The organism is Paenibacillus maysiensis (assembly GCF_000520815.1).
GTDB lineage: Bacteria > Bacillota > Bacilli > Paenibacillales > Paenibacillaceae > Paenibacillus > Paenibacillus maysiensis.
In genome coordinates, this window is the sequence record NZ_ASRY01000125.1 from 1 (window position 1) to 380 (window position 380).

Annotated in this window: 1 protein-coding gene and 1 pseudogene; both read right to left on the bottom strand. The window is 45.5% G+C overall.

Features of this window, described 5'->3' with window-relative positions:
* Nucleotides 1–182: pseudogene (locus L696_RS0108115) on the bottom strand (DinB family protein); the annotation flags it as partial.
* Between the two features lie 28 nt (nt 183–210).
* The coding region (locus L696_RS31830) for an AraC family transcriptional regulator (RefSeq protein ID WP_162472156.1) at nt 211–380 on the bottom strand (170 nt) is incomplete at its 5' end.

Genomic DNA, 380 nt, shown 5'->3' on the forward strand with positions numbered 1-380 from the left:
GCAAGATCCGAAGCAGGAATGAGTACAAAATGATGCACTAGCTCCAAAAGTGAGCGGAAATTGTCCTGTGGACGAAAGCTCCAATCCTCTGGACGTATTTTACGGATCAGGGCTTCTCCTGTTCGTACTCCAGTCTCCAGCTCATTCAGCAAATGTTCCCGAATTTGTAGCGTTCCACTCATGCGCTCATCTCTCCTTCGTCATTCTTCTTCATGTTTTGAATATAATGGAAGCCTCAGGACGTGTATTGTAAAAATCGGACAACTTTCGAAAATCCCTTGCCGCAGTAAGCGGAGAATCGCCATAGAATCTGCGAAAATCACGGTTTAGATGGGCTTGATCAAAAAAGCTATACTCCAACGCAAGCTCCGTCCAATCCA